A 20,580-nucleotide genomic window follows, 5' to 3' on the forward strand; every position below is an offset into this window, starting at 1 on the left:
TTAAGACCCTGAAACGCGTTCAGGGTGACGGCAAAATGTTAGATTAAATACCCAGCACCATCTTGGCGATGATGTTGCGCTGGATCTCGTTGGAGCCACCGTAAATCGTCGTCTTGCGGGTGTTGAAATAGGTCGGAGCAGCGCGATGCGCGTAATCCGGACCAATTGGATGTTCGTTGTCGCCTTCGCCAAATCCGCGGAAATAGGGCGCGCCATAATGGCCGACTGCTTCCAGAGCGAGTTCGGTAATCCGCTGCTGGATTTCAGAGCCCTTGATTTTCAACAGGCTGGATTCAGGGCCGGGGCCCTTGCCTGCCGCTTCGCCCGCAAGGCTACGCAGTTCGGTGAATTCCAACGCGGTCAGGTCGATTTCAAGTTCCGAAATCTTACGCTTGAAAAATGGGTTGGCGATCAATGGAAGGTCACCGTCCTGCTCTGTGCGTGCAATCGCTTTGATCTTTTCAACGCCACGCTTCGAACGGGCAACTGCGGCAATGCCGGTACGCTCATGCGCCAGCAAGAACTTGGCGCAAGTCCAGCCTTTGTTTTCTTCATAGACGCGGTTTTCAACGGGTACGCGGACGTCTTCCAACCACACTTCGTTGACTTCATGCTCGCCGCCCAAAGTGATGATTGGGCGAACGGTTACGCCGGGCGTCTTCATGTCGATGAGAAGGAAGCTAATGCCTTCCTGCGCCTTGGCATCGGAATCGGTACGGACGAGGAAGAAACCCCAGTCAGCATGTTGCGCCATCGTGGTCCATGTCTTTTGGCCGTTCACAACATAATGGTCGCCATCGCGGACCGCCTTTGTACGCAGCGAAGCAAGGTCAGAACCTGCGCCAGGTTCCGAATACCCTTGGCACCACCAATCGTCGCCGGACAAGATGCCGGGCAGGAAGCGGGCTTTTTGCTCTGGCGTGCCGAAGGTGTAGATGACGGGTCCGACCATCGATAGGCCAAATGGCATGGTGCCGACGCAATCCGCTGCGGCGAGTTCTTCGGACCAGATGAAGCGTTGCGTTGCGGTCCAGCCAGTGCCGCCATATTCGACAGGCCATGCTGGCGCGATCCAGCCTTTTTTCGCAAGAATGCGATGCCATGACAGAAAATCTTCTTTCGAAAGATCATGTCCTTCGTCTTGCACCGAACGGAGATTCTCGGGATAATTTTCGGCGATGAATGTGCGCACTTCCTTTTGGAAGGCGATTTCTTCGGGACTGAATTCCAATTGCATCACGATTCTCCTAAAAATAGCTGAATCAGAACTAGTGAACGTTTACGTAAACGTCAATTGAATCTCATCGCGCTTTTACATAGCTTCCCGGAGCGGATTCTAAGGCCTTCAATGCGCCTTGACCGGGTATGCGTGCACCCTGTGCAGGGACTTTATCGTCACCCTTGTCCAGCAGCCAAACAAGCCAATCGGGCCACCAGCTGCCCTTGGTTTCGGTGGCGCCGTCGATGAATTCTTCAAGCGAGCCTGCGGTGCCTTCGTTGGTCCAATATTGATATTTGTTTTGCGCCGGAGGGTTCACCACACCCGCAATATGTCCGCTGCCGGCCAACAGGAATTTGACAGGGCCGCTCAGGTGATCCTGAAGCTTCCAAACGCTTTCGGCAGGCGCGATATGGTCTTCACGTCCGGCCTGAATGTAGGAAGGTGTTTGCACGCGACGCAAATCAATCGGCGTACCCAGCGCAGATAGGCTGTCCGGTTCAACCAGACGGTTATCGCGATAGAGGTCCGCCAGATAGGCTTTGTGCCATTTTGCGGGAAGATTGGTGACATCGCCATTCCAGTGCAGCAGATCGAACGCGGGGTAATCTTCGCCCAGCAAATAATTTTTGACGACCGTCGACCAGATCAGATCCTTGCCGCGCAGCATGTTGAACGTCAGCGCAAGGAAGCGACCGTCCAAATAGCCATGCGGGGCGCTCAACATTTCGACCATTGCGATCTGGTTGTCGTCGATGAAATTCAGCAATTCGCCGCCCGTGCTGAAATCGACTTGCGCGGTAAAGAATGTCGCGCTTCGCACTTTGTCGGCACCGCCTGTTGCGGCGAGCACGGCAAGCGTCGCTGCCAAGGTCGTTCCTGCAACACAATATCCTATCGCATGCACATCTGGCACGCCAAGGCCGTCGCGAACCGTATCGATCGCATCTATCTGCGCCGCGATATAATCGTCCCAGATGATGTCCTTCATCGAACTGTCTGCAGATTTCCAGGACACGACAAAAACGGTGATGCCTTGGTCAACGCAATATTTGATGAAACTTTTTTCCGCTGTCAGATCGAGAATGTAGAAGCGGTTTATCCATGGCGGAAAAATAATCAGCGGCGTCGCCAACACGTCCGGGGTCGCTGGGTCATATTGGATCAGCTGATACAACGGCGTTTGATGGACGACTTTACCCGGCGTTGCCGCGATGTTTTCGCCCAGCTTAAAGGCATTAGAATCGCTGTGCGTCAGCTGACCGCGCTGCAAATCTGTCATCAGGTTCTGCATGCCCGCCATCAGGCTTGCGCCGTTGGTCTCCATCGCCCGTTGTAGTGCGACGGGGTTTGTGAAGGGCGAATTTGCGGGGCTCATCGCCTCGATCATGCTGCGCACGGCAAAGCCCATTTTGGCTTTGTCACTATCGGCGACGCCATCCAGTTGGTCAGCCGCGCCGAGCATATAGTCAGCCATCACCTGATATCCCTGACGCATCAGGTCGAAAACGGGGTGTTCCCATTCAGGTGCAGCAAAGCGGCGATCGGAGGGATCAATTTTGCTGCGACCGGCCTTGGCCAATGGCGCAAGTATCGTTCCCCACGCGTCCATCGCGGCGCGATATGCCTGCATTGGGTCAGCCGCAGAGGCTGCCGAACCCTCCAGCATTTTGGCGAATTGGTCGGGATCCATGAAGGGTGGGGATTTCGGTGAATCGGCCATATTCAATGCATAACAAATGTCAGAAAATTGTCGAAGATTGTTTTGTTGTGCGGCGCAGCATGGACATTAGGTAAAAAAGGGCGCAAAGGCGCGCAATAATGACGTTTGAAAATCTTCCCCCGCTTCTTGATGAAGCGCTCACCGCTCGTGGCTATACTGCTTTAACCCCTGTTCAATCTGCTGTCATGACAGCTGAGGCCGAAGGCCGCGACCTTGTCGTGTCGGCCCAGACTGGATCAGGCAAAACCGTTGCTTTTGGCTTGGCCATGGCACCGCAAATCCTTGATGGTGGACTGGTCAGCCTTGCGCGCGAACCCGCCGCACTCATCATCGCACCAACGCGCGAACTGGCCTTGCAGGTCAGCCGCGAACTCATGTGGCTATATGCCAAGGCTGGCGTTCGCATCGCGACCTGCGTTGGCGGTATGGATGCGTCGAAAGAACGCCGCACGTTGAATCAAGGCGCACAAATTGTCGTCGGAACACCTGGCCGTTTGCGCGATCACTTGGAGCGTGGCGCACTTGACCTGTCGGCATTGAAGGTCGCGATTCTCGACGAAGCTGACGAAATGCTCGACATGGGTTTCCGCGAGGAACTCGAAGAAATATTGAACGCGACGCCCGAAGGCCGCCGCACTTTGCTTTTCTCGGCCACGATGCCGAAGCCAATCGTGTCGCTGGCCAAGCGTTACCAACAAGACGCCCTGCGCATCTCAACCGTCGGTGAAGACCGCGGCCATGGTGATATCAGCTATCAGGTCGTCACGGTCGCTCCACCGGACATTGAGAACGCAGTTGTGAACCTGCTGCGTCTGCATGAGGCCGAAACCGCTATCCTGTTCTGTGCGACGCGCGAAAACGTGCGTCGCCTGCACGCCAGCTTGACCGAGCGCGGCTTCAATGTCGTTGCGCTGTCGGGTGAGCATTCGCAGTCCGAACGAAATCAGGCGCTTCAGGCGCTGCGTGACCGCCGTGCCCGTGTATGCGTTGCAACCGACGTTGCGGCACGCGGTATCGATTTGCCGAACCTGTCATTGGTGGTCCACGTCGAATTGCCGCGCGATGCCGAAGGGCTTCAGCACAGGTCGGGGCGCACCGGGCGTGCAGGTCGTAAGGGGACCGCAGTTCTCATTGTGCCTTATCAGCGCCGCAAGCGCGTGGAATCGATGTTGCGCGGCGCGAAGATTGAGGCAGACTGGATTAAAGTCCCGACTGCCGCAGATATCCGCGCCAAGGACCATGAACGTCTGCTCGAAACACTTTTGACACCCGTCGAAGTTGAAGATGAAGATCGTGCATTGGGTGCAAAGCTGCTCGAAACGATGTCGGCTGAAGACATCGCCGCTGCACTTGTTCGTGTGCATCGCGCCAAAATGCCGCAGGCAGAAGACATGCTGGATGACGGCACGCGCGAACGTCCGCGTGATGACCATCGCGCCGGATTTGATGATTCTGTTTGGTTCAAGCTCAACGTTGGCCGCCGCAACAACGCAGATCCAAAATGGATATTGCCGCTGTTGTGCCGCCGTGGCGGTGTGACCAAGAATGACATTGGTGCCATCCGGATTGCAGCGAACGAAACCCATGTGGGTATCGCTGCTGCCGCTGTTGCAAAATTTGCCAAAGCAATCGCGCAGCCGGGGCATGACGAAGACAATGATGTCGAGATCGTGCAAGCCAATGGCCCGCCACGTGAAGCTGCGCGTGAAAACAAGCGCATGGGTCGCGACGGAGGCCGCGATGGAGGTCGCGATGGTGGCCGCCCGCAACGTGCCCAATTGGGCGTCAATCCACGCGGAGATGGACCTCGCGGTGACGGCCCGCCACGCGGCGGTCCACGTGGTGGATCAAACCGTGACGGTGTACGTCCATTCCGCAATGATGGGCCACCACCATCAAAGCATGGCGTGCGGCACAAAGCGAAAGGCAATCGGCCGCGCTAATCCGCGGACCGAAAGCTTTTTCTGGAAATGCACGAAAACTTCGCGCATGAGGGCGGCTCTGTAATCAACTAATCGGAAACGGGAGCCAATGTCCGAAGAATTCTACCGCATCAAGCGTCTGCCACCTTATGTTATCGCCGAAGTTAATGCGATGCGTGCGGCGGCCCGTGGTGCGGGAGAGGACATTATCGATCTGGGCATGGGCAATCCTGATTTGCCCCCGCCGCCGCATGTCATCGAAAAATTGTGCGAAGTCGCGCAAAAGCCCGATGCCCATGGCTATTCGGCTTCCAGAGGTATTCCCGGGCTCCGTAAGGCGCAGGCCAATTATTACGCGCGTCGCTTTGGGGTGGATGTTGATCCTGAAACCGAAGTCGTGGTCACGATGGGTTCAAAAGAGGGCCTTGCAAGCCTTGCAACCGCTATCACTGCGCCGGGTGACGTCGTATTGGCGCCGAACCCGAGCTACCCGATCCACACGTTCGGTTTCATCATCGCTGGCGCGACCATTCGGTCCGTGCCCACGACACCTGATGAAAATTATTTCCGGTCGCTGGAGCGCGCAATGGCGTTCACAGTCCCGCGGCCGTCGATTTTGGTGGTCAACTATCCATCCAACCCCACCGCAGAAACCGTTGATCTGGCGTTTTACGAGCGGCTTGTTGCTTGGGCGAAAGAGAACGAGGTCTGGATATTGTCCGATCTTGCCTATTCAGAACTCTATTTTGACGGCAACCCGACCCCGTCCATTTTGCAAGTGAAGGGCGGCAAGGATGTTGCGGTTGAATTCACATCATTGTCCAAAACCTATTCGATGGCAGGATGGCGTATCGGCTTTGCGGTGGGCAATCGCGAACTGATCGCGGCGATGACGCGCGTTAAAAGCTACCTCGATTATGGTGCGTTTACGCCTATTCAGGCGGCGGCGTGCGCTGCATTAAATGGCCCACAAGACATTGTTGAACAAAATCGCCAGCTCTATCACAAGCGCCGCGATATCCTTGTGGAGGCATTTGGCCGCGCAGGGTGGGATATTCCCGCACCAAAGGCGTCGATGTTCGCATGGGCCCCCTTGCCACCTGCGCTTGCGCATCTGGGCAGCCTTGAGTTTTCCAAACAGTTGCTGACCGAAGCAAAGGTCGCGGTCGCGCCGGGCGTGGGATATGGCGAAGACGGCGAAGGCTATGTCCGTATCGCTATGGTTGAAAACGAGCATCGCCTGCGTCAGGCCGCACGGAACGTGAAACGGTATCTGCAATCGATGGGGGTCAACACCCCTGGCCAATCAAAGGCTATCTGACATGGCGCGGAGCGAGTTTGCTTTCCATCACCGTTTCCGCGTGCGCTGGTCAGAGACGGATGCGCAAGGCGTCGTCTTTAACGCGCGCTATCTGGATTATGCCGATGTTGCGGTCACCGAATATTGGCGCGAGGCGAAATTTCGCGATTATGCCGATGGCGCGCCTTTGGAGTTTCATGTCAAAAAGGCGACCGTCACTTGGTTTGCGCCGATTAAGCCGGACGAGCTTATTGAGGTTATGGCGCGCACGGTTGCGACTGGGCGGACCAGCATGACTCAAATCGTCGAAATTCATGGCATTACCGAAGATGGCTCAGACGATTTGCGTGCAACAGTTGACCTTGTCAGCGTGCATGTGGACCTCGATACGCATCGCCCCATTCCCTTGCCACATTGGGTGAAGGATGTTTTCCTGAACTTCGATCAACAGGCTGCGACCCCTGCGGCTGTAATGGCCGACGCGTAAGACGAGCTGGGCATGCGCACGAACGCCCGTTTGAGCTTTCTGGCCATCATTGCGGTTCCACTGCTATTGGTGAGCGGCTGCACGCCAGCGGGTACCGCAGACGAACGAAGCGAGAGCGCGGAAGCATTCCCGCGCGCCGAACGTCTGGTCTCCACAGCCGGCGATACCGAATTTTCGACTGAAGCCGCACGTGATGAAGCGGGAGAGGCGGAATTTGTGATGGATTGGGCCGGGATACAGCTTGGGACCACGGTCGCTGATATCGGGGCAGGCGAGGGCTATTACACCATCCGCCTTGCGGACCGCGTTGGACCAAAAGGGCGCGTGCTTGCGCAGGATATCAATCGGGATGCGCTTGACCGACTTGGTGACCGGGTCACGCGCGAACAGCTCGATAATGTTGCCATCAAGGAAGGCGCTCTGGACGATCCCCGGTTGCCAGAAAACAGCTTTGACCGCGTTTTCATGGTGCATATGTATCATGAAATAAGCGAGCCCTACGCGTTTCTATGGCGTATGCGGCCTGCGCTCGCCAAGGGCGGACAGGTCATTGTCGTAGACCGCGATCGTCCCACCGCCCAGCACGGTATTCCGCCAAAGCTGTTGTTCTGCGAATTTGATGCCGTGGGCTATCGTTTGACGGGCTTTACCGAGCAATTGAAACTGGGTGGATATATCGCCCGCTTTGAAGTCAGCGGGCAGCGGCCTGAGCCGTCAAAAATCAAGACATGCGCGTCGCGCTATCCGCAAAACTAGGCTGAATGTTTCGGCGCGCTTAATCGCCGTCAAAACCTATCAACGATGCGACCCGCACGCCTTGGGCGCGCAACTTGGCCGCGCCGCCAAGGTCCGGCAGGTCGACGATGAACAAAGCTTGTTCAACCCTGCCGCCGCCTTGCTGGATTAAGTCAACGCCAGCCAGTGCCGTGCCGCCAGTGGCAATCAAATCGTCGACCAGCAGCACTTTCTGGTCTGGCTGCACATGGCCCACATGCATTTCAATGCGGTCGGTGCCATATTCGAGCGTGTAATCCGTGCCGATTTTCTCGCCGGGAAGCTTGCCAGGTTTGCGCAGCATCAATTGGCCAAGGCCAAGCACATATGCCAGAGCAGACGCCACGATAAAGCCACGTGCCTCAATGCCCGCGACAAGCTGCGTATCGGGGTCCACCAGCGCTGCGAGCCGGTCAATGGTCATGCGATAGCCCTCTGCGTCGAGCAGCAGGCTAGACACGTCACGGAACATGATTCCCGGTTTTGGATAATCCGGAATGTTGCGAATCAGGGCGGCGAGATCGGCGTTGCTATTCATGCGTCATGACTGCCCGCAACCTGCAGACTTTTCAAAAGAAAAGGGCCGGAACATTTGTGTTTATTGATGCCGAACGCGCGGCCATAAAAAAGGGGCAGCCTATTGCTAGGCCGCCCCATTTTATATCCCGTAAGGGAAACCGAATTACTTCAGTTCGACGGTTCCGCCGGCTGCAAGGATCTTCGCCTTGATGTCTTCGGCTTCTGCCTTGTTTACGCCTTCCTTGATCGCCTTTGGCGCGGACTCAACAAGAGCCTTTGCTTCGGTCAGACCAAGGTTGGTGATCGCACGGACTTCCTTGATGACTGCAATCTTGTTGCCGCCGTCGCCGGTCAAGATAACGTCAAATTCAGTCTGCTCTTCAGCAGCTGGTGCAGCGGCACCAGCAGGTGCAGCAACAGCAACAGCAGCAGCGGCGCTAACGCCCCACTTTTCTTCCAAAGCCTTAGCAAGTTCAGCCGCTTCAAGAACGGTCAATGCCGAAAGTTGGTCTACGAGCTTTTCAATATCAGCCATTTAAATAACACTCCGATTTTCTGTCATATCTGTAGGGCCCGCCCAGCCGGTTAAAACCATGGGACGCAGCCGGTTTAATTCAAAAAAGTTATGCTGCCTTTTGGTCAGCATAGGCACCAAAAACGCGTGCCAATTTCGCAGCAGGTGCGGTCGACAGCTGTGCAAGCTTCGTTGCCGGTGCTTGGATAAGCCCGATAAGCGTGCCGCGCAGTTCGTCGAGCGATGGCAACGAAGCCAGCGCCTTTACACCGTTTACATCAAGGAACGTGTCACCCATCGCGCCGCCGACAATTTCAAGTTTGTCATTGGTCTTTGCGAACTCGACAGCAATCTTTGCAGCTGCAACCGGGTCCGACGATGTAGCGAGCGCTGTAGGGCCGGTAAGCAATTCAGCTACCGATCCATATTGCGTTCCTTCAAGAGCGATTTTGGCAAGACGGTTCTTGGCAACCTTATAGCTTGCGCCAGCATCCCGCATCTTCAAACGAAGGTCGGTCGATTGTGCAACCGTCAGCCCGAGATTACGGGTGACGACGACAACCGCCGCTTCATTGAAAGTGGCGTTCAGCGATGCAACTGTTTCGGTCTTTTCAGAACGGTTCATGCATTACTCCTTTTTCAGACTTCGCCGGCAAGCCGACAAAATCCAACACGAAAAGCGAAACACCCGGCTGGGCGATCCGCTGACTTCAGTCCGTGGGGAAGTTTCATGCCGAACTCACACGATCTAAAATCGGGAGCGGTGGCGAAGGATGGCAAAAGCCAGTCCTGAAATCTCTATCCCCGTCTAGGCTGGAAATTAAGAACGGCACATTCCGTTCACCAACTGTCTCGGACGGTTGCCGGTGGAGCCGTCGCCCCACCGAACGAGGCGGGCATTAGCAGGGTTGGGCGCAGAGTCAAGGGCGACCGCCGCTTTGATCGCTGTCCGCCGCGATCGCGTTTCAAAATCCTATGAAAGTCCGGACAATTTATCTTACTGGACAATCCTTGCCTCGCTGACTTAATCGAAACGCAATTCATCAGGTTAAAGGACACAATGATACATGCCCGACACGCGTGAAAAAACGGCGGCGCTGATTGGCGCATATTATGCTGCATTCAATGCCATGGATGTTGAAGGCATCTTGGCGTGCCTGAATGACAATGTGGCGCATGATATCAATCAAGGCGACCGTGAAACCGGCAAGCTCGCCTTTCGCGCCTTTCTTGGCCGCATGGACCATGCCTATAGTGAGCAGCTGCGTGACATTGCCATTATGACCAGCGAAGACGGCAGGCGCGCGGCTGCGGAATTCATCGTCGACGGCATTTACAAGGTGGCGGATGAAGGCTTTCCTGCCGCGCATGGCCAGAGCTACAGCTTGCCAGCCGGCGGTTTCTTTGAGGTCGCGGACGGAAAAATCACACGCGTTTCGGTCTATTATAATCTTGCCGACTGGATTGCCCAGGTTTCATGACCGTAGACGTCCGTTCCTTGACGGATCCCGAGGAGCGCTGGGCCGCCATTCCGGCGCTGTCTGATCTGCGGATCCGGGTTTTTCGCAGCTGGCCCTATCTGTATGACGGCAGTGCAGAGTATGAAGCCGCTTATATGGCCGAATTTGTGCGCGAACCGGGTTCGGTGCTTGTCGTTGCCCGGGATGGGGACTCAATCATCGGCGCGGCTACGGCGTCTCCATTGGAGGGGCAGAAGCCGGACATCCAGAACCCCTTCTGTGACCAAGGGCTGGATGTTGCGCAGATATTCTATTTCGGGGAATCCGTTCTGCTGCCGCAATATCAGGGGCAAGGCATTGGACACCGGTTTTTCAACGCGCGTGAAGACGCAGCGCGCGCTGCAGGGGCAAGGAAAACCGCCTTTTGCGCAGTGATCCGCCCTGACGATCATCCGATGCGGCCCGAAACGCCTCGCGATTTGCACCCGTTCTGGCGTGCCCGCGGCTATGCGCCGGTGCCCGGTTTGACCGGAACGCTTGAATGGCAGGATCTGGGCGATGATTTCGAAAGCGCGCATGTGATGCAATTTTGGATGCGTGACCTGTGACCGCGTCGGTTCGTATAGCGGCAGCCCAATATCCCATTGGGGAACCTGATAGCTTTGCGAGTTGGCAAGGCAAGGTCGGGCAGTGGGTGGGCGATGCCGCCGCGCAAGGCGCACAGATTTTGGTGTTTCCCGAATATGCGGCGATGGAATTGGCCGCAATCGACAGGTCAACAGCAAGCGATCTGCACGCCTCGTTGCGGGCAGTGGTTGCACTGGGGCCGAGAATTGACGCCCATTATGCTGATCTCGCCCGGCAATTTGGCGTCGTTCTGCTCGGCGGAACCCGACCCTTTGGCCAAGAAGATGGGCAGGTTGTAAACAGGGCGACCCTGTATATGCCGGACGGGCAAACGGCGTATCAGGACAAGATCATGATGACCCGGTTCGAACGTGAATCCTGGGACATTAAGGGCGGAAAAAGCCTGCGGGTTTTTCGGACATCTTTGGGAATGCTGGGCATTTCCACCTGCTATGACATCGAATTTCCGATGATCGCGCGGGCGCAGGCAAAAGCGGGCGCACAGGCTATTCTCTGCCCGTCGTGCACCGACAGCTTGCAAGGCTATCACCGCGTTCGGATTGGGGCACAGGCGCGGGCATTGGAAAACCAGATTTTTGTGGCGCAGGCACCGACCGTTGGCATGGCCCCATGGTCGCCGGCGCTGGACGAAAATTATGGTGCGGCAGGGCTGTTCGTTCCGCCTGATGGCGATAGTCCCGATGACGGCGTTGTGGCGATTGGGACCGAAGGGCAGGGGGCGTGGGTCATGGCAGACGCTGATCTTGCGCGCGTGAACCGCTGGCGCACCGAAGGGGCCGTTCGTCCCTTTGCGCATTGGCCCGAACAATATTGCGGCGCAATTGCCAGCGATCTGCCGGTAGAAGTTGTGCCGCTGGATTAACTGTTCGCAAAAACGGGCGGAGCGGTTAGGGGGACTTCTATGCCACAAAACGCCGCCTTACCACGCCTGCACCTTCTGCTCGCGATCGCAGTGATGGCGGTGTGGGGTACGAATTTCGTTGTCATCAAATTGGCGCTTACCCATTTGCCGCCTTTGTGGCTTGCGACGCTGCGTTTTACGTGCGCATTTCTGCCCGCGGCATTTTTCCTAAAACGGCCTGCCGTGCCTTTGTCCAATCTGGCGGCGTACGGCGTCCTGATCGGGGCCGGGCAGTTCGGCCTGCTGTTTTTGGCGATGAAAGGCGATATCACGCCGGGCCTCGCCTCACTGGTCGTCCAGATCCAGGTCTTCTTTACCATTGCCCTATCCATGCGCCTGACGGGGGAGAGGGTACGCAGTTTCCAATGGGCTGCACTGGCGTTAGCGACAAGCGGGCTGGCCGTCATTCTGACCCATTCGGACGGCAGTGCGACGCCATTGGGATTGATGCTCGTCGTAACGGCTGCCTTTTGCTGGTCGAGTGGCAATATGGTCTCGCGCGCGGCGGGTAAGGTCGACATGCTTGCTTATGTGGTCTGGGCCAGCATCTTTGCCGTGCCGCCACTGTTGACCCTCGCCTTGTTATTTGAAGGCCCGTCGGCCTTGATTGCGGGCGTGCATGCAGCAACAGCGACGACCTGGGCGGCGGTGGTCTGGCAAGCGGTTGGCAACACGATGTTCGGCTATGGGATTTGGGGATGGCTTTTGGCGCGGCATCCGGCGGCAACTGTTGCACCTATGGCGTTGCTGGTGCCGATATTCGGGATGGGGGCGTCGGCTTTGTTCTTGCACGAGCCATTACAGAGCTGGAAATTGCTTGCCGCCGCGCTGGTCATGGGCGGGTTGGCGTTAAGCCTTTTATGGCCAAGATTTTTTCAGCCTATTTCGAAAATCGAATAGACCGGACCCGCGGCGGTTTGTTCGCCGGTACCGACGGCGATGACATTATTCAGCCAGCTATAGCGGCTATCCCCACATTCGAATTTTGCGATGATTGCCAGTGAATATTCGTGGCGCTCCAGCAATGCGCCTTTGCGAAACCGGGACATTGCTTCGGCTTCGGCCAAAAAGCGACCCTGATAATTGAGGTAAACCATCGCCCCGTCGTCGGTTTGCAGCGTTAGGCGGACGTCGATTACCATCACGCCATCTTCACGGTTGACGACCCAATCATTTCCGCCCGGCAGCACCGTGCCGTTCAGCCGCTCGCCAGCAAAGTGGCCGCCGGTGACGGGGGCAATGCGGCGCAGGCCGGCGGGGGTTTGGCCGATGCTGATCATCCCTGCGAAATCAACGGTCAGCGTCATGGTGATGAGGTGGCGGTGCGGTAAATTGTTCATTGCACAGTTGCTACCATGACGGCAGGATGGCGCAAGAGTTATCAGGGAGAGCGTTTTGGACAACATAATTGCGCGCCGTCCAGGCCCATCGGTTCAGGAAGTGTTCGACGGCGATCGTAATCCAGCGCCTGCGGTCATGCGCGTGGAATCACCCGCCATTGGGCAAAGCAGTGATGATGTTTCTATTGCGCGTTACTTCGCCAAAGACTGGCATGATCGCGAGGTCGAGCAGGTTTGGCGCAAGACATGGCAACTGGCGTGCAGGCTGGAGCATATCCCGAATATTGGCGACCATGTGGTCTACGACATCGTGCATGACTCGCTCATCGTCGTGCGAACAGGCCCGGACGAGATTAAAGCCTATATCAATTCATGCCTGCATCGCGGCACGATGCTCCGCACCGAAGGCGGGTGCGTTAAGCAGTTTCGTTGTCCCTTCCACGGCTGGACTTGGAAGCTGGATGGCGCATTATCTGTCATTCCCGGCCAATGGGATTTCCTGCATGTTGATAAGGACAAGATGAACCTTCCCGAGGCGCGCGTTGGCACATGGGGCGGCTTTGTTTTCATTAATTTTGATGCTGATGCCGAACCTCTTGAAACCTATCTCGAAAATCTGCCCGAGCATTTTGCGTCCTTCAATCTGGAAGACCGCTATGTCGCGGCGCATGTTGCCAAGATTATGCCATGCAACTGGAAATTGGCGATGGAGGCTTTTGTCGAGGCATATCATGTGCCGTTCGCGCATGGACAGGTGCTGAGCTATTATGGGGACAGCAACACCCAATATGACGTGTGGCCCGGTGTGCGCCATGTCAGCCGGATGATCAGCGTGCAGGGCGTCGCCAGCCCATCGAAGCCCGCAACCACGCCAGAGCAAACCATCGAGGAAATGCGCCGTGACGTGCCCTTTTTTGCAGGCAAGCCCATTGAAGTGGGCGAGGGTGAAACCGCGCGCGGCAAGCTGGCCGAACGTGCGCGGGAGAAGATTTCACGTTCAATTGGCCGCGACATGTCCGCCCTATCGGATTCAGAGTCGCTCGACCTGATCGAATATATGCTTTTCCCCAATATGGTGCCGTGGGGCGGGCAGGCGTTGCCCATCACCTACCGCTTCCGCCCGAATGGCGACGATCCCGAAAGCTCGATCATGGAAATCATGTTCCTGTTTTCCAAAGCCCCCGACGGATCGCATCCGGAACCGGCAAAAATGACGATGCTGGGGCTGGATCAGAAATGGGCCGACGCACCGGAGCTTGGTTCGGCCGCGATGGTAGCGGATCAGGATACCGACAATCTGAAGCGGATCCAAAAAGGTCTGCGCGCGTCGAAGAAACCGGGCGTGACATTGGCCCGCTATCAGGAAAGCCGCATACGCCATTACCACGAAACGCTGGATGCATATATGGCGCGGTAGCGCATTTGAACAAACAGGCATGTTCCGTTAATGGCTCAGCCTTGGGGGAGCATTCATGCCATTAGCATTCACCGTTTACGACTGGGGCATATTGCTTGCCTATGTCGCATTGCTGGCTTTTGCGGGCTATCGGGCGACACGGCGGACGAAAACGGCGGATGACTATTTTCTCGCCGGGCATCATGCGCCGGTTTGGCTGGTTGCGGTGTCCGTTCTGTCGACGATGCAGTCAGCGGCAACATTTCTCGGCGCCCCCGATAACAGCTATCGCGGTGATTATAGCTATCTCACAAGCAACTTTGCCGCGATCATCGCTGCCTTTATCGTCGCACGTTTCCTGATACCGCGTTTCTACGCAATCGGTGCGGCCACGGTGTATGAATTGCTGGAGGCCGGTTTCGACGCGACCGCAAGGCGCGCGGCGGCGGGGATGTATCTCGTCGGCCGGATCTTGGCGAGCGGCGCACGGCTGTATCTTGCCGCTATTGCGGTTTCGATGATCATCTTCCTTGATGTTGAGCCGCAACATATCGTTATCGCCTCGGCGGTCCTCGTCGTGTTCGGTGTTGTGTTCACACTGTTCGGCGGCTTGAATGCCGTTATCTGGAGCGACTTGGTGCAGGTCGTGCTCTACCTTGGTGGCGCGGTGCTGGTGCTTATCTTTTTGCTGGTGAAAATCCCGGCACCTGCTCCGGAAATTTGGCACGCGCTTCAATCTGCACCCGACGGAATGGACAAGCTGCGTTTGTTTGACTGGTCGTTCGACTTTACCAAGCCGTTTACCGTTTGGGCGATCCTGACCGGGCTCGTGCTGCTCAATATCGGCAATGCCGGGCTCGATCAGGACACGACGCAGCGCTTTTTGGCATGCGAAAATGCACAATCGGGCAAGCGCGCTTTGTATGCGAGCATGTGGGCGGCAATCCCTGTGGTGGCTTTATTCATGGCGATAGGATCGCTGCTCCACATTTTCTACAACCGCCCCGACCTGATGGGCGTGAGCGTTGGCGCCACTAACGCGTTCGCAGGCGAAAAAATCACGGTCTTCATGTCGTTCATTCTGTCTGAAATCCCACCCGGCTTGCGCGGGCTGGTCACCGTGGGCGTCATCGCGGCGGCGGCGATCAATTCCGGACTGATTTCGATGTCGGCGGTGGTTGTAAACGATTTTTATCGGCCTTGGCTGGAACGGCGTTGCGCACCATCCAACGAGCAGCATTATGTCAACGCCGGCCGCGCGGCGATGATATTGCTCGCCTGTGCGCTGTTTGCGATGTCGATATTATGTTTCTATTGGCAGCATTACAGCGACACGCCTTTGCTCGAATTTGTGCTTGGCGTCATGGTCTTTGCCTATTCGGGCTTGCTGGGCGTCTATGGTACCGTGGTGTTTACGAAGCGTGGGGCGACATGGTCGGTGATTGCCGCTCTGCTGGCTGGCTTTGTCACGATCCTGCTGCAACAGCATTATGTCGTGGATAGCCTTGGGTTGCCTGCGGCGTGGAAGGCGCTGGCCTTCCCTTGGCAGCTATGTATTGGAACGGCGGTCGCCTTTTTGGTTTGCCTAGCAGGCAAAGAAAAAGGGCCGGAGGTTTCCCTCCAGCCCTTTTGATATTCGTTTGATGTCGTGGCTTAAGCGCCAGCGACGTCCGCCAGATTGATCTTGAGGCCTGGGCCCATTGACGAGCTGACCGCAACGCGGCGGACATATTTGCCCTTTGATCCGCTTGGCTTGTTCTTGATGACGGCGTCAATCAACGCGTCGAAGTTCTTGCGCAGGTCAGCGTCGGAGAAGCTCTTCTTGCCGATGCCGCTGTGGATGATGCCCTGCTTTTCAACGCGGAACTCAACCTGACCGGCCTTTGCAGCCTTTACAGCTTCAGCAACGTCCATGGTGACTGTGCCGAGCTTCGGGTTTGGCATCAGGCCCTTTGGACCCAAGGTCTTACCCAAGCGGCCAACGATGCCCATCATGTCCGGCGTTGCGATAACGCGGTCATAATCAAGGTTACCGGCCAACATGTCTTCCATCAGATCTTCGGCGCCGACTTTGTCTGCACCAGCAGCGGTTGCTGCAGTAGCCTTGTCGCCACGTGCGAAGACGGCGACCTTCATTTCCTTGCCGGTACCGGCTGGAAGCGAAACCATGCCGCGAACCATTTGGTCAGCATGACGTGGGTCAACGCCCAGGTTCATTGCAACTTCGATGGTTTCGTCAAACTTGGCAGTTGCCAATTCCTTGATCAACTTCAGCGCTTCATCAACGCCGTAGAGCTTGTCGGCATCCAAATGCGCGAGCGATTTTGCTTTTTTGGTCAGCTTGGCCATCGGATCAGCCCTCCACTACTTCGAGGCCCATGGCGGTAGCCGAGCCTGCGATGATTTTTACTGCTGCGTCCATGTCGTTCGCATTGAGGTCGGCCATCTTGATGGTTGCGACTTCTTCCAGCTGCGCACGTGTGATTGTACCAGCAGTGATCTTGCCTGGTTCTTTCGAACCCGACTTGAGGCCAAGAACCTTCTTGATGAGGTAGGTCGCTGGTGGCGACTTCATCGCAAAGGTGAAGCTCTTGTCTGCGAACACGGTGATCTTCGTTGGAATCGGGGTGCCCTTTTCCATGTCAGCGGTCGCAGCGTTGAACTGCTTGCAGAATTCCATGATGTTTACGCCGCGCTGACCCAATGCTGGGCCGATTGGCGGGGATGGGGTGGCCGAACCTGCAGGAACCTGCAGGCCGATATAGCCGTCAATTTTCTTTGCCATGAATGGCGTCCTTTCATTCTATCGCCGTTCAGCCCTAAAAGGGCGGAAACAGGTCAAATTAAGTGGTCCAACAGACATCAGATGATGTCCTCCCACACGGAATCACGTCGCTATTGCGCCGGGAAGCGGTGCCACTATCCGCAATGCAGGCATAATGCAAGCCTTTGCGCGGTTATGCCGGCGGTGTGAGCCGCAGCAGACCTTCCTGAACGACGGATGCGACCAATGTGCCATCCTCGCTATAAATCCAGCCATGATTGATGCCGCGGCTGCCCCCGGTCCAGTCGCTATTCATGACATACACGAACCACTGGTCGACCTGAACATCGTTATGGAACCACATGGCATGGTCCAAGCTGGTGGAAAAAAGGCCGGGCGTCACCCAATGCAGTCCATGCGGGAGCATCGCGGATGACAGCAGCCCCATATCGGACGCAAATGACAGTAGCGCGCGGTGCATCAACTGGTCGCCCTCAATCGGCGCACGCAAGCGGAACCATTGATAATGGCTGGTTGCCTTGGCATCTGCGGCGGGCCGAAAGCTGCGGAGTTCAAACGGCCGCGGATGCGCCATGCGCTCAAGCATATTGTCCGGTATATCGGGATTCCGCGCCATGGCCTCCGAATAATCCCAGCATTTTTCGGGTGGCAGTATGTCAGGCATCGGTACTTGATGTGAAAAGCCTGCCTCTGGCTTTTGGAAAGACGCGGTCAGGTTGAAAATAACCTTGCCTTCCTGCCGGACGACAACGCGCCGGTTGGAAAATGCGCGGCCATCAAAATCACGGTGAACACGAAAATGCAGCGGCAGGGCTTCGCTGCCACCGCGCAAGAAATAGGCATGCAGCGAATGGACTTGTTTGTCGGGGTCCACGGTACGCGCCGCGGCCATCATGGCTTGCGCGATAATCTGCCCGCCGAAAATGCGATCGCGCGATGCACGAGAGAATGCCGGAAAGGTGAATTCGTCGGGTTCGTCTGCGGCGGAAAAGTCGAACAGGCGGACAAGGCCACGAACCAGCTTTTCAGCAGGTATCGCGCTGTGCGCCGCGTTCGCCTTTTCAATGCGTGCCTGTATCTGTTCGGGCGACAATGCAGACGTCATAGGGAAGAAAGATGGCCAGCGAAGGCCATCACTTCATTAATTCGACTTCTTCGAAATCCAGTTCGACGGGTGTCGCGCGGCCAAAGATGCTGACCGATACCTTCACGCGGTTCTTGTCGAAGTCGAGTTCTTCGACCGCACCGTTGAAGCTTGCGAATGGACCGCCAAGTACCTTGACCTGATCGCCGATTTCGTAGTCGACCGAAACGCGCTTCTTCGGCGCAGCTTCCATTTCCTGTTTCGTGTTCAAAATGCGCGCTGCTTCGGCTTCGCTAATTGGTTGCGGCTTGTTACCCGCGCCCAGAAAGCCCGTTACCTTGGCTGTGTTCTTGACCAAGTGATAAACGTCGTCGTTCATGTTCAACTTGGCAAGGACATAACCCGGGAAGAACTTACGTTCGGCCTTGATCTTCTTGCCACGGCGCACTTCAGTGACTTGCTCGGTCGGAACCTCGACAGCTTCCACGAGCTGCGAGAGGCCAATACGCTCTGCTTCAGCAAGGATCTGGTCGCGGACCTTGTTTTCAAAACCCGAATAAGCGTGAATGATGTACCAGCGTGCCATAATATCTCTTCTTTTCCCCAAAACTCTTTCGAGTGACTGCGGCTTAGCCTTCGGCTAGCGCAAGCAGTCCCTTTACGATTGCGGCGAATACCGCGTCGACGCCCAAAAAGAAGACGGCCAAGATGATCGTCAAGATCAATACCATGATCGCGGTTTGCACGGTTTCTTGCCTCGACGGCCATACTACCTTGCCGATTTCGGTCCGTACCTGACGGATGAACTCACCGGGGTTTGTCTTTGCCATATACTGTCTTCCTGTTCGATCCCGAGGATAGCCGCCAGCGCTCCGACCGGCGGGTCGAGAGCGATATAGGTTCCGATTTCGGAAAGACTAGGCCTTTAGCGATGGATTCGGTGCGAGGCAAGTGGCTTTGGGAATGCACCCATCGCCCGCATCCGTTCTGAACGGCCTTGAACTGCTGCCGTTTTTGGCTATCCCTCGACGCTTCATCACATCAAGGAATTTGTCTACATGCCATCCGGTCTTGCCGCCTTACTCGACGACATTGCGACAATTGCCAAGGTTGCTGCTGCATCTGTGGACGATGTCGCCGCTGCCGCCGGTAAAGCAGGCAGCAAGGCCGCAGGTGTCGTCATCGACGATACGGCGGTTACCCCGCAATATGTGACAGGGTTCACCCCCGACCGCGAATTGCCGATAATCTGGCGCATTGCCAAGGGCTCATTTTTTAACAAGCTGGTCATTATTTTGCCGGTTGCGTTGCTGCTGAGCCTGTTCCTTCCATGGGCCATTACGCCGATCCTCATGTTAGGCGGCGCGTATCTATGTTTCGAAGGCGCCGAAAAAGTTTGGGAAAAACTAGTTCCGCATGAGGAAGAGAGTTTGGTCGAAGAACTCGCTGAATTGACCAGCGCCGAGCATGAGCAAAATATGGTGAAGGGCGCGGTGCGTACGGATTTTATCCTATCGGCAGAAATCATGGCGATTGCGCTGAACGAAGTGAAAAGCCTTGCTGCAACGTCGATCTGGCTTGAGGCTGGCGTTCTGGCCTTTGTTGCGATTGCCATCACGATTGCGGTGTACGGCGTGGTTGGGTTGATTGTGAAAATGGACGACATCGGCCTGCACATGGCGCAGCGTGAAAATGGCGGGTCGCAGGCCATTGGCCGCGGTCTGGTGAAGGGGATGCCAAAGCTGCTCGCCGCCTTATCAACCATCGGCACCGCGGCGATGCTGTGGGTCGGCGGACAGATTATTGTCCACGGCTTTGGCATCCACCCCGCGGAGTTTTTCGGCCTGCATGAAGGCGCATTGGCTTGGATTGCGGATGCCGCATTATGCGGTGTCGTCGGGCTCGCCATTGGCGCCGTGATCGTCTTGGCCCATCACATGATCCCCAAGCGCAAGGCGCATTGAAGGCCGCGGATGCAGTCTATCCACATACAGCGCCTTATCGCCTTGCCCTATTTTGGTTTGGGCGGCTGGTGCTTGTTTGCACCCAATATGGTCGAACGGATGACAATCAATCCGGCGTATCAACATTTAAGCGCGACCAGTGCGCTCCTTATCGGTTGTTTCGGCGCACAAGCCGTTTTGGGCGGCCTGTTCATTTGGTTTAGCCGGTTCACGCGCGCATCGTTTCTGACCTATGCCGTCGCGCTGCTGCCCTTCTTCGGCTTCAACTATTATTTTGTTTATGAATTGCCCATTTTAAACCGCTGGATGGCATTGGACTTCGGATCGAATGCCGCGATGTTTATTTTGAGTATCTGGGGCTGGCGGATGAAGAACCGCGAAGAGGCCAAATTATAGGCGGAACCAATAAAATGGCAGGAGTTGGGGGACTCGAACCCACGACCCTCGGTTTTGGAGACCGATGCTCTACCAACTGAGCTAAACTCCTGCACTCCGCTTTTCAGCGAAGAATTGGGCCCTTAACGCCGATATGCGAACGGGGCAA

23 protein-coding genes and 1 tRNA gene are annotated in these 20,580 nt (G+C 56.3%); 12 read left to right on the plus strand and 12 right to left on the minus strand.

What is annotated here, in order from left to right:
• Positions 1-43: 43 nt before the first annotated feature.
• Both GGR91_RS02340 and GGR91_RS02345 read right to left on the minus strand, forming a co-directional pair.
• A complete protein-coding gene (locus GGR91_RS02340; protein ID WP_183939672.1) occupies positions 44-1,237 on the minus strand; it encodes an acyl-CoA dehydrogenase family protein in 1,194 nt (397 codons plus the stop codon).
• Between the two features lie 64 nt (positions 1,238-1,301).
• Positions 1,302-2,942 (minus strand): PHA/PHB synthase family protein, encoded by a 1,641-nt coding sequence (locus GGR91_RS02345; protein ID WP_183939675.1) that lies wholly within the window; start codon positions 2,940-2,942, stop codon positions 1,302-1,304.
• Positions 2,943-3,040: 98 nt separating this feature from the next.
• On the opposite strand from GGR91_RS02345, the gene GGR91_RS02350 reads away from it, so the two are divergent.
• The 4 genes from GGR91_RS02350 (at position 3,041) to GGR91_RS02365 (ending at position 7,407) form a co-directional block, all read left to right on the plus strand.
• Entirely contained in the window at positions 3,041-4,885 is a 1,845-nt protein-coding gene (locus GGR91_RS02350; RefSeq protein ID WP_183939677.1) for a DEAD/DEAH box helicase, read from the plus strand.
• An 88-nt stretch (positions 4,886-4,973) separates the two neighbouring features.
• Positions 4,974-6,185, plus strand: a complete 1,212-nt coding sequence (locus GGR91_RS02355; RefSeq protein ID WP_183939679.1) for an LL-diaminopimelate aminotransferase — start codon at positions 4,974-4,976, stop codon at positions 6,183-6,185.
• Position 6,186: 1 nt separating this feature from the next.
• Entirely contained in the window at positions 6,187-6,651 is a 465-nt protein-coding gene (locus GGR91_RS02360; RefSeq protein WP_183939681.1) for an acyl-CoA thioesterase, read from the plus strand.
• 12 nt (positions 6,652-6,663) lie between these two features.
• Positions 6,664-7,407 (plus strand): class I SAM-dependent methyltransferase, encoded by a 744-nt coding sequence (locus GGR91_RS02365; protein ID WP_183939683.1) that lies wholly within the window; start codon positions 6,664-6,666, stop codon positions 7,405-7,407.
• A gap of 19 nt (positions 7,408-7,426) precedes the next feature.
• On the opposite strand, the gene GGR91_RS02370 is transcribed toward GGR91_RS02365, so the two are convergent.
• The 3 genes from GGR91_RS02370 to rplJ form a co-directional block, all read right to left on the minus strand.
• Positions 7,427-7,963 carry an adenine phosphoribosyltransferase gene (locus tag GGR91_RS02370; protein ID WP_183939685.1) on the minus strand — a complete coding sequence of 179 codons (537 nt, stop codon included), beginning with the start codon at positions 7,961-7,963 and terminating at the stop codon, positions 7,427-7,429.
• 144 nt (positions 7,964-8,107) lie between these two features.
• The gene (gene rplL, locus GGR91_RS02375; protein WP_183939687.1) at positions 8,108-8,479 is read right to left on the minus strand and encodes a 50S ribosomal protein L7/L12; all 372 of its coding nucleotides are present in this window, start codon (positions 8,477-8,479) and stop codon (positions 8,108-8,110) included.
• Positions 8,480-8,567: 88 nt separating this feature from the next.
• Positions 8,568-9,083 carry a 50S ribosomal protein L10 gene (rplJ, locus tag GGR91_RS02380; RefSeq protein ID WP_183939690.1) on the minus strand — a complete coding sequence of 172 codons (516 nt, stop codon included), beginning with the start codon at positions 9,081-9,083 and terminating at the stop codon, positions 8,568-8,570.
• A 442-nt stretch (positions 9,084-9,525) separates the two neighbouring features.
• On the opposite strand from rplJ, the gene GGR91_RS02385 reads away from it, so the two are divergent.
• Genes GGR91_RS02385 through GGR91_RS02400 form a run of 4 tightly spaced genes read left to right on the plus strand, consistent with a single transcriptional unit; the run spans position 9,526 to position 12,367 of the window.
• A complete protein-coding gene (locus tag GGR91_RS02385; protein ID WP_183939692.1) occupies positions 9,526-9,939 on the plus strand; it encodes a ketosteroid isomerase-related protein in 414 nt (137 codons plus the stop codon).
• Positions 9,936-10,526, plus strand: coding sequence for a GNAT family N-acetyltransferase (locus tag GGR91_RS02390; protein ID WP_183939694.1), 591 nt, complete (start codon positions 9,936-9,938; stop codon positions 10,524-10,526). Before GGR91_RS02385 ends, GGR91_RS02390 begins: the two co-directional genes overlap by 4 nt.
• Entirely contained in the window at positions 10,523-11,428 is a 906-nt protein-coding gene (locus tag GGR91_RS02395) for a carbon-nitrogen hydrolase family protein (RefSeq protein ID WP_183939696.1), read from the plus strand. Before GGR91_RS02390 ends, GGR91_RS02395 begins: the two co-directional genes overlap by 4 nt.
• 39 nt (positions 11,429-11,467) lie before the next feature.
• The gene (locus GGR91_RS02400) at positions 11,468-12,367 is read left to right on the plus strand and encodes an EamA family transporter (protein WP_183939698.1); all 900 of its coding nucleotides are present in this window, start codon (positions 11,468-11,470) and stop codon (positions 12,365-12,367) included.
• Here GGR91_RS02400 and GGR91_RS02405 read toward each other — a convergent pair.
• Positions 12,343-12,807, minus strand: a complete 465-nt coding sequence (locus GGR91_RS02405) for a DUF3237 domain-containing protein (protein ID WP_183939700.1) — start codon at positions 12,805-12,807, stop codon at positions 12,343-12,345. The two genes, GGR91_RS02400 and GGR91_RS02405, sit on opposite strands and share 25 nt — an antisense overlap.
• 55 nt (positions 12,808-12,862) lie before the next feature.
• Here GGR91_RS02405 and GGR91_RS02410 point away from each other — a divergent pair, with 55 nt between their 5' ends.
• On the plus strand, positions 12,863-14,224 hold the full coding sequence (locus tag GGR91_RS02410) for an aromatic ring-hydroxylating oxygenase subunit alpha (protein ID WP_183939702.1): 1,362 nt from the start codon (positions 12,863-12,865) through the stop codon (positions 14,222-14,224).
• Between the two features lie 55 nt (positions 14,225-14,279).
• Positions 14,280-15,836, plus strand: a complete 1,557-nt coding sequence (locus GGR91_RS02415) for a sodium:solute symporter (protein ID WP_183939704.1) — start codon at positions 14,280-14,282, stop codon at positions 15,834-15,836.
• A 20-nt stretch (positions 15,837-15,856) separates the two neighbouring features.
• Here GGR91_RS02415 and rplA read toward each other — a convergent pair whose 3' ends face one another.
• From rplA to secE, 5 genes are all read right to left on the minus strand, one after another.
• Positions 15,857-16,552 (minus strand): 50S ribosomal protein L1, encoded by a 696-nt coding sequence (rplA, locus tag GGR91_RS02420; RefSeq protein ID WP_183939706.1) that lies wholly within the window; start codon positions 16,550-16,552, stop codon positions 15,857-15,859.
• Between the two features lie 4 nt (positions 16,553-16,556).
• Entirely contained in the window at positions 16,557-16,988 is a 432-nt protein-coding gene (rplK, locus tag GGR91_RS02425) for a 50S ribosomal protein L11 (RefSeq protein ID WP_183939708.1), read from the minus strand.
• A 172-nt stretch (positions 16,989-17,160) separates the two neighbouring features.
• Complete coding sequence (locus GGR91_RS02430; protein ID WP_183939710.1) at positions 17,161-18,093, minus strand: acyl-CoA thioesterase; 933 nt, start codon at positions 18,091-18,093, stop codon at positions 17,161-17,163.
• Between the two features lie 28 nt (positions 18,094-18,121).
• Entirely contained in the window at positions 18,122-18,658 is a 537-nt protein-coding gene (gene nusG / locus GGR91_RS02435; protein ID WP_183939713.1) for a transcription termination/antitermination protein NusG, read from the minus strand.
• A 43-nt stretch (positions 18,659-18,701) separates the two neighbouring features.
• Positions 18,702-18,902: a preprotein translocase subunit SecE gene (gene secE, locus GGR91_RS02440; protein ID WP_183939715.1), complete on the minus strand. Its 201-nt coding sequence runs from the start codon at positions 18,900-18,902 to the stop codon at positions 18,702-18,704.
• A gap of 228 nt (positions 18,903-19,130) precedes the next feature.
• Here secE and GGR91_RS02445 point away from each other — a divergent pair, with 228 nt between their 5' ends.
• Together GGR91_RS02445 and GGR91_RS02450 are read left to right on the plus strand one after the other, a co-directional pair.
• Positions 19,131-20,036, plus strand: coding sequence for a DUF808 domain-containing protein (locus GGR91_RS02445; RefSeq protein ID WP_183939717.1), 906 nt, complete (start codon positions 19,131-19,133; stop codon positions 20,034-20,036).
• A 9-nt stretch (positions 20,037-20,045) separates the two neighbouring features.
• Positions 20,046-20,432 carry a hypothetical protein gene (locus GGR91_RS02450; protein WP_183939719.1) on the plus strand — a complete coding sequence of 129 codons (387 nt, stop codon included), beginning with the start codon at positions 20,046-20,048 and terminating at the stop codon, positions 20,430-20,432.
• A 15-nt stretch (positions 20,433-20,447) separates the two neighbouring features.
• On the opposite strand, the gene GGR91_RS02455 is transcribed toward GGR91_RS02450, so the two are convergent.
• A tRNA-Trp gene (locus GGR91_RS02455) sits at positions 20,448-20,523 on the minus strand.
• Between the last annotated feature and the right edge of the window lie 57 nt (positions 20,524-20,580).

This window comes from Sphingorhabdus rigui (genome assembly GCF_014196595.1).
Classification (GTDB): domain Bacteria; phylum Pseudomonadota; class Alphaproteobacteria; order Sphingomonadales; family Sphingomonadaceae; genus Sphingorhabdus_B; species Sphingorhabdus_B rigui.